Origin of the sequence: Paraburkholderia sp. RL18-085-BIA-A, from assembly GCF_046027075.1 — a bacterium.
Taxonomy (GTDB): Bacteria; Pseudomonadota; Gammaproteobacteria; order Burkholderiales; family Burkholderiaceae; genus Paraburkholderia.
Window position 1 is genome coordinate 1 of sequence record NZ_JARESU010000247.1, and the last position, 7,365, is coordinate 7,365.

Sequence of the window (7,365 nt, forward strand, 5' to 3'; positions counted from 1 at the left end):
GCACTGGCGCATTGAGCCTAGCCGGGCGTAGGAATGCTTGCATATTATGCCTTGGTATAAGGCGGCAGGGTCGTGGGTAAAACGGAATGTCTAAACGCTTGAGCGCGTGCATGCGCAGAGAGACAGATCAGTCAGACATCTGGCTGGCGCAATCGACCATCGCGCTCGACCATCGAGCGAGAAGGAAAATCGACAAACCGCGTCCGATCATCTGGATCGTGATTAGAGTCTATAGAACCTCGCCGACGCGTCATGGTCATGCGTGCGATCCCTGAATCCCCGTCGTGCGATTGCGCATATGTCGTGCTGCTTTTGAAGTACAGGTTCCGGTACACGGGCAACATTTGCGCACTGTTCAGTTGTTCATGCCATGTCCGCGATGCTGAACCTTCGCTAAATCGCGAATCGGGCAGGTACTCCACATGCAAGATGCCTGTAAACCATTTTTTCATTGTTGAAAGGGAACATTCGATGACATCGAAATCTTCCGGATTAAGCGGTACCCACACACTATTTCAGGTCTCGACTTCGGGCGCACTCGTCGCGGGACTATTTTCTGGAGTGGTGTCATGCCGAGCACTGCTGCAGCATGGGGACTTCGGTCTTGGAACCTTCGCCAATCTCGACGGTGAGTTGGTTGTGGTCGATGACCACGTCTATCAGGTCCGAGGCGACGGCACAGTATCGGAGGCCCCGGCGGATGCGGAGGCGCCGTTTGCCGTCGTGACTCGGTTCGACCCGGATGTCGACAGCCACGTGACGGATCTCGAGTCTTTTGCGATTCTCGAAGAGTATTGCGACAAAGCACGACTGTCGAGCAATATCTTCTATGCGTTCCGTCTGGATGGGATTTTCGAAACGGTGCGCACTCGCGCAGTCAGTCCGTCCCTGAACCATGGTCGCTTGATCGATGCGGCGAAGGCTCAGGTGGAGTTCTCATTCAATAACATTGCGGGCTCGCTCATCGGCTTCTGGTCACCGGGATTTTCGAGCGCGTTTAGCATCCCCGGCTACCACTTCCATTTCATATCGAACGATCGCCGGCACGGTGGCCATCTTCTCGCTTGCTCAGCCAAAGCACTTCGGCTTCGCTCGGAGCCTTTGACGGATTTCCATCTCGCGTTGCCCGAGAACGAAGCATTCCTGAAGGCGGACCTGAGCAAGAACTCGGCCGACGAACTCGCCTACGCTGAGAAAGCGCACTGAACTCAAGGAGATCCGGATGAGCAAGAAGTCAGAAACGCGCGCGCTCTGCGGCGCCGATCTAGTGGTAAAGACGCTGGAGGCACGTGGCGTGGATTACGTATTTGGCATCCCCGGAGCGAAGATCGATGCGGTCTTCAACGCGCTGGTCGATTCCTCTATCAAAACCGTCGTTTGCCGTCACGAGCAGAATGCCGCGTTCATCGCGGGAGGGATCGGTCGACTGACCGGCAAGGCCGGTGTGGCTATAGCAACCTCAGGACCCGGTGTCTCGAACCTCGTGACTGGTCTCGCGACCGCGACCTCGGAGGGTGATCCGGTTGTTGCGCTAGGTGGCGCGGTGGCCACCTCGGAGACACTCAAACAGATTCACCAAACCATGGATTCGGTGCTCCTGTGCAAGCCCGTCACCAAGTTCAGCGCGGCAGTGGGCGCGTCGGAGTCGGTCGCCGAGGTGGTGTCCAACGCATTCCGTGTGGCCGAGTCGGGCCGGCCCGGTGCGGCATTCGTGAGTTTGCCGAAGAACATCATGTCGGCGGCGACAACCGCCGATGTCTTGCCGCCACCCTCGTTCTCCGGACCTGGTCCGGCCGACAGGGAGGCGCTGAAGGAAGCGAGCCGCCTCGTCAGCGCGGCGGCCACACCAGTCGTCCTGCTCGGCCTGCTAGCAAGCAAGCCTGCCAATGCAGCCGCGCTGCGCGAGTTTATTTCCCGCAACAACTTGCCGGTAGTGGGAACTTTCCAGGCGGCGGGTGCCGTCGCCGCGCATCTGCTTGACAGCTTCGGCGGCCGGGTCGGACAACTGTCGAATCAGCCCGCTGACCGACTCCTCGATGCTGCAGATCTCGTCATCACGATTGGCTACGATCCAGTCGAATACGATCCTTCGATCTGGAACAATGGCCGCGACCGACCAATCATTCACATTGATGTGCTCGCCGCGGATCTCGACAACTGCTACTGCCCGACTGTCGAACTGACCGGTGATATCGCGCAGACCTTGCCTGAACTCACAGCTCTGATCGAACGCGTGGAGCCATCGCCCGTTTCGGCACGCATTCTTCATGACATTGTCGAGCAGCGCAAACTGGTCTCCGCGAGCGCGGGGCGGCTGGCCGGTGTACCGGTGCATCCATTGCGCATCGTCGTCGAGCTGCAAAAAATCCTGACCGACGATGTCACCATGTGTCTTGACATGGGCTCATTCCATCTCTGGCTCGCCCGGCATCTCTATAGCTTCAGGGCAAGACAGGTACTCATATCGAATGGCCAGCAGACCTTGGGTGTAGCACTTCCATGGGCCATCGCAGCCACCCTTGTACGGCCGCATGAAAAGGTCATATCGATCTCGGGCGACGGCGGCTTCCTCTTCTCCGCAATGGAACTCGAGACAGCCGTACGTCTCAAGTCCAACCTCGTGCACATGGTCTGGATAGACGGGACGTACGACATGGTGGGCGTGCAGGAAGAAGCGAAGTACGGTCGCAAGGCGGGGGTAGAGCTGGGACCATACGATACCGTGAAATACGCCGAGGCATTTGGAGCCACAGGCCTGATGATACGGACAGCAGACGAGATCGCGCCTGTTCTCAAGAGGGCATTTGATACGCCGGGGCCGGTCATCGTGGGTATTCAGGTGGACTATAGCGACAACCACAAACTCTTCGAAATGGTTGACGAAAACAGCATCCATTGATGGTACAGGACGCTCCAAGCCGCCGCGCCGAGGATTCGTCTCGGTGGACTTTAGCGTTTTGGGAGCTTTGGAGAGTCGACGATTTGGCACGCCAGACGTTCGCCGACGCGATTTGCGGCGTCCCGGTATCGTCGATTCAAAAAACGGTTGTACGCATCGCCGCAGATTCGGTGTTCGCGATATTTCGATATCGCTGGCATGACATAGCGGTGTCCGACGCTCGCGACACTGTGGATCTTGACTATTCCGGCAGGACGCTCCTACACACAGCTCGCATGAATCGGTTGTGCGCCACCGTCGCCCGGATGTCGTCTTCCGGCCGCTGCAAGGAGTCGGCGCATTCCGGACACCACGCTGACAGCGAGTATCCGCAGTGACGATCTCGCGGCACATTTGCATGCGTTCCTCAAAACGCTCGCGCCGCACGAAAGAATGCCCAGTGCACCGGCGCCCCGACTCTATAAGAAAAAAGACATAGAAGCATAACAAGCTGGTCTTGGATCGTCCCCGGACGGATTCGTAACATGACTCGACGTAGCTCCCGTTGCGAACTGACATCGAGACGGGCACGTGCGGGCAGGTAGTCAATCTTTGCTGGAGAATTGCAATGTCAATGACCGTAGCGGAGCAGTTTGTCGAAGTACTGGTAGCAGCAGGCGTCAAGCGGGTGTACGGCATCGTCGGCGATAGCCTCAACGGCTTGACCGATGCGATCCGCCGTCACGGCGGAATCGAGTGGATTCATGTGCGGCACGAAGAAGTCGCCGCGTTCGCCGCGGGTGCCGAAGCACACCTGACGGGTTCGCTCACTGTCTGTGCCGGCAGCTGCGGGCCGGGCAATCTTCATCTGATCAATGGCCTGTTCGACTGTCATCGCTCCGGCGTACCGGTCCTGGCGATCGCTGCGCATATCCCGTCGCGGGAAATCGGCAGCGGCTACTTCCAGGAAACCCATCCGGAGTCGTTGTTCAAGGAGTGCAGCCACTACTGCGAACTGATCTCGAGCGCCAACCAGATGCCGCGTACGCTGGAAATCGCAATCCGCGAGGCGACCGGCAAGCGTGGCGTGTCAGTGGTCGTGATCCCTGGCGACGTCGCGTTGCAGCAGGCGGTCGATGCACCACCTCTCTCGCCAGCGGGCCTGTTGCCGCCGCAGGCGGTCGTCACGCCGGCCGAAGCCGATCTCGACCGTCTGGCCGCGATCCTCAACCGGCAGGGCCGCGTGACCCTGTTGTGCGGTTCGGGTTGCGCGGGCGCGCATGACGAGGTAGTGGCGCTGGCCGGGCAACTGAAAGCGCCGATCGTGCATGCGTTGCGCGGCAAGGAGCACATCGAATGGGACAACCCGTACGACGTGGGCATGACCGGCCTGATCGGTTTCTCGTCGGGCTACTACGCGATGCTCGATTGCGATCTGCTGCTGATGCTGGGAACGGACTTTCCATATAGCCAGTTCTATCCCCGCAAAACGGGCACGCGTATTGTCCAGATCGACATTCGCCCCGGTCATCTCGGGCGCCGCGCTTCGCTCGATCTGGGCATCGTCGGCGACGTGAAGGCGACGCTCCAAGCGCTGATGCCGAAACTGCAGGAGAAAACCGACGCCACGCATCTCACCCAGGCACAGCAGCATTATCACAAGGCGCGCAAGGATCTCGATGCGCTGGCGCAGGCCGGTGCCAGGAAGTCGCTGATCCATCCGCAGCAGGTCGCCAAAGCAATCAGCGACCATGCAACGGAAGACGCCGTCTTTACGTGCGACGTTGGCCTGCCGACGGTGTGGGGCGCGCGCTACCTCGCGATGAACGGCAAGCGCCGGCTGATGGGATCGTTCTGGCACGGCTCGATGGCGAACGCCATGGCGCAGGCGATCGGAGCACAGGCGGCTTTTCCCGGCCGCCAGGTCATCTCCATGTCGGGCGACGGCGGTTTCGCGATGCTGATGGGCGATTTCCTGAGCCTGGCTCAACTGGGTCTGCCGGTGAAGGTGGTGGTCTTCAACAACGGTGCGTTGGGCTTCATTGAACTCGAACAGAAGTCCACGTCGTTCGTGCCGATCGGCACCGAACTGAACAATCCGAACTTCGCTGCCATGGCCGAAGCCGTCGGAATCCGCGGTATCCGCCTTGAAAAGCCCGACGATGTCGAGCCCGGCATTGCCGCGGCGTTCGCCCACAACGGTCCGGTGCTGATCGACGCAGTGGTCAACCGGATGGAGCTGGCGATGCCGCCCGCGGTCAACCTCGAAATGGCCAAGGGGTTCTCGCTCTATATGGTCAAGGCGATCCTGAACGGGCAGGCGGACCAGGTGATCGATCTCGCCCAGACCAACCTGTGGCGCTAGGGAGGCGTGATGGACATCACCGCACTCATGCTGTCGCGCCTGCAGTTCGCCTTCACCGTATCGTTCCATATCATCTTCCCGTCTTTCACGATCGGGCTGGCGGCATGGCTGACGGTACTCGAAGCTGTGCACCTGATCACCGGGCGGCCCGCATACCGCCGGGTATTCGACTTCTGGCTGAAGATCTTCGGGATCACATTCGGCATGGGCGTGGTCTCCGGGATCGTGCTGGCTTTCGAGTTCGGCACGAACTGGAGCGAACTCTCGCGCGTATCGGGACCGATCCAGGGACCGCTGTCGGCCTACGAAGCTTTCACGGCCTTCATGCTGGAGGCGTCGTTCTTTGGTGTGCTGCTGTTCGGCAAGAACAAGGTGAGGCCGGGCTTCTATCCGTTTTCCGCCGCGATGGTGGCGCTTGGCACGACGCTCTCGGCGTTCTGGATCATGGTGAACAACAGCTGGATGCAGTATCCCGTGGGTTACACGATCCAGAACGGCGTCTACGTGCCGGACGACTGGCTGAAGATCATCTTCAGTCCGGTCGTCTGGGTGCGGTTTCCCCATATGTTGCTGGCGGGCTTACGTCACTGGAGCATTTTGTGTGGCGGCGACCGGTGCGTGGTACACGCTGCGCAGGATGTGTCCCGCCGAAGCACGCATCATGTTGCGGATGGGCCTGTTTCTCGCGGCGATCCTTGTGCCGGTTCAACTGCTGTTCGGACATCTGGTCGGCGATTATGTGCACCGCTACCAGCCCATCAAGTTTGCAGCGATCGAGGCGCGCTGGCACGACGAACAACCCGCATCCGAAGTCCTGCTTGCGTGGCCTGATGCAGCGCACGAAAAGAACGATTACGCGATCTCAGTGCCGGTGCTCGGAAGCGTGATTGCATCGATTACGCTCGATTCGAAAGAGCTCGGTCTCACTGATTTTCCGCGCAGCGAGCGTCCGCCGATCGTCATTCCATTCTTTGCATTCCGGGTCATGGTGGGGTGCGGTCTCCTCATGCTGCTGGTCGCCTGGGGCGGGACCTTGCTGTCGCTCAAGGAGCGTTTGCTGCAGCGGCGTGCGCTGTTGTGGACGGTATTCCTGTGCTTTCCGCTGCCGTTCATCGCGACGCTCACGGGCTGGTTTACCGCGGAGGTCGGACGCCAGCCGTGGACTGTCTATGGACTGCTGCGCACGGCTGACGCGCTCACGCCGTTCCTGACAGCGCGCGCGGCCGCAGGTTCGCTGTTCGTCTTCTGTGCGACCTACGTCTTCATCTTTGCCTTTGGGACGTTCTACATTTACAGGCTGCTCAAAGGCGGACCTGCCGAGGATCTGCTGCACACGCCGCCTGTCGCCTTGCCGAACCGTCCGCTTTCGGTGGCGGCAGGTCTGCCGTCGACGGTCAAATAATCTCGGAGACCTGCAAATGATCCTCTACTGGTCGCTGATACTTGCCCTCAGCATGTTGCTGTCCGTGTTGCTCGACGGTTTCGACCTCGGTGTCGGCATGCTGTTCGGCCTGACCCGGGACGAAACGCGCCAGCGTCATATGCTGGCCGCTGTGTCGCCACTGTGGGACGGCAACGAGACCTGGCTGATCGTGACCGGCGTGGTGTTGTGGGGCGCATTTTCGCAGGCCTACGCGCTGCTGGTCTCCGCGTTCTATGTGCCCGTGATCCTGATGCTCGCCGGCCTGATCTTTCGCGGCGTCGCCTTCGAGTTCCGTGGCAGGGCCCGCCGTACGCGGACGATCTGGAACGTGGGCTTCGTGGTGGGATCGGTCGTGGCCGCCTTCATGCAGGGCGCAATGGTCGGCGCGCTGGCCAGGGGCCTGCCGGTCGTCAAAGGCCGCTTCACCGGCGACGTCATGACGTGGTGCAGCAGTTTCTCGGCACTGTGCGGCGTGGCGTTATGCGCCGGCTACGCGCTGCTCGGCCCGAGCTGGGTCGTCAAGAAATCAACTGGTTGCTAGTTTCGCGGCTGTGCGGCTCGCAGGATGCCAGCGACGTTCGCGAGCCTGCGAAGCAGGATGAATCGTTGCGAAAAATGGCGGCTATCGGGTTGTCGACGATGACAATATAGTCAGTAATGCAAAGTGACGAGACGAGACAATTCATGGCGCGATGCGCC

At 60.2% G+C, this 7,365-nt stretch carries 6 protein-coding genes and 1 pseudogene; 6 read left to right on the top strand and 1 reads right to left on the bottom strand.

The annotated features are described in order from the left end of the window. Window positions 1-471 precede the first annotated feature (471 nt). The 6 genes and pseudogenes from budA (at window position 472) to cydB (ending at window position 7,207) form a co-directional block, all read left to right on the top strand. Window positions 472-1,206 carry an acetolactate decarboxylase gene (gene budA, locus P0D89_RS49900; RefSeq protein ID WP_408379203.1) on the top strand — a complete coding sequence of 245 codons (735 nt, stop codon included), beginning with the start codon at window positions 472-474 and terminating at the stop codon, window positions 1,204-1,206. Between the two features lie 16 nt (window positions 1,207-1,222). Further along, window positions 1,223-2,899, top strand: a complete 1,677-nt coding sequence (gene alsS, locus P0D89_RS49905; RefSeq protein ID WP_408379205.1) for an acetolactate synthase AlsS — start codon at window positions 1,223-1,225, stop codon at window positions 2,897-2,899. A gap of 607 nt (window positions 2,900-3,506) precedes the next feature. Beyond that, entirely contained in the window at window positions 3,507-5,243 is a 1,737-nt protein-coding gene (gene poxB / locus P0D89_RS49910; RefSeq protein ID WP_408379207.1) for a ubiquinone-dependent pyruvate dehydrogenase, read from the top strand. Between the two features lie 27 nt (window positions 5,244-5,270). Further along, window positions 5,271-5,753 (top strand): annotated as a pseudogene (locus P0D89_RS49915) (cytochrome ubiquinol oxidase subunit I); the annotation flags it as partial. Window positions 5,754-5,844: 91 nt separating this feature from the next. Next, on the top strand, window positions 5,845-6,645 hold the full coding sequence (locus tag P0D89_RS49920; protein WP_408379210.1) for a cytochrome ubiquinol oxidase subunit I: 801 nt from the start codon (window positions 5,845-5,847) through the stop codon (window positions 6,643-6,645). Window positions 6,646-6,661: 16 nt separating this feature from the next. Beyond that, window positions 6,662-7,207: a cytochrome d ubiquinol oxidase subunit II gene (cydB, locus tag P0D89_RS49925; protein WP_408379213.1), complete on the top strand. Its 546-nt coding sequence runs from the start codon at window positions 6,662-6,664 to the stop codon at window positions 7,205-7,207. Here the strand turns inward: cydB and P0D89_RS49930 are convergent. Next, the coding region (locus P0D89_RS49930; RefSeq protein ID WP_408379216.1) for a hypothetical protein at window positions 7,185-7,365 on the bottom strand (181 nt) is incomplete at its 5' end. The two genes, cydB and P0D89_RS49930, sit on opposite strands and share 23 nt — an antisense overlap.

Excerpts from the sequence above, each read along its gene's own strand:
- budA (WP_408379203.1), top strand. The coding sequence starts at position 472 with ATGACATCGAAATCTTCCGGATTAAGCGGTACCCACACACTATTTCAG.
- alsS (WP_408379205.1), top strand. The coding sequence starts at position 1,223 with ATGAGCAAGAAGTCAGAAACGCGCGCGCTCTGCGGCGCCGATCTAGTG.
- poxB (WP_408379207.1), top strand. The coding sequence starts at position 3,507 with ATGTCAATGACCGTAGCGGAGCAGTTTGTCGAAGTACTGGTAGCAGCA.
- cydB (WP_408379213.1), top strand. The coding sequence starts at position 6,662 with ATGATCCTCTACTGGTCGCTGATACTTGCCCTCAGCATGTTGCTGTCC.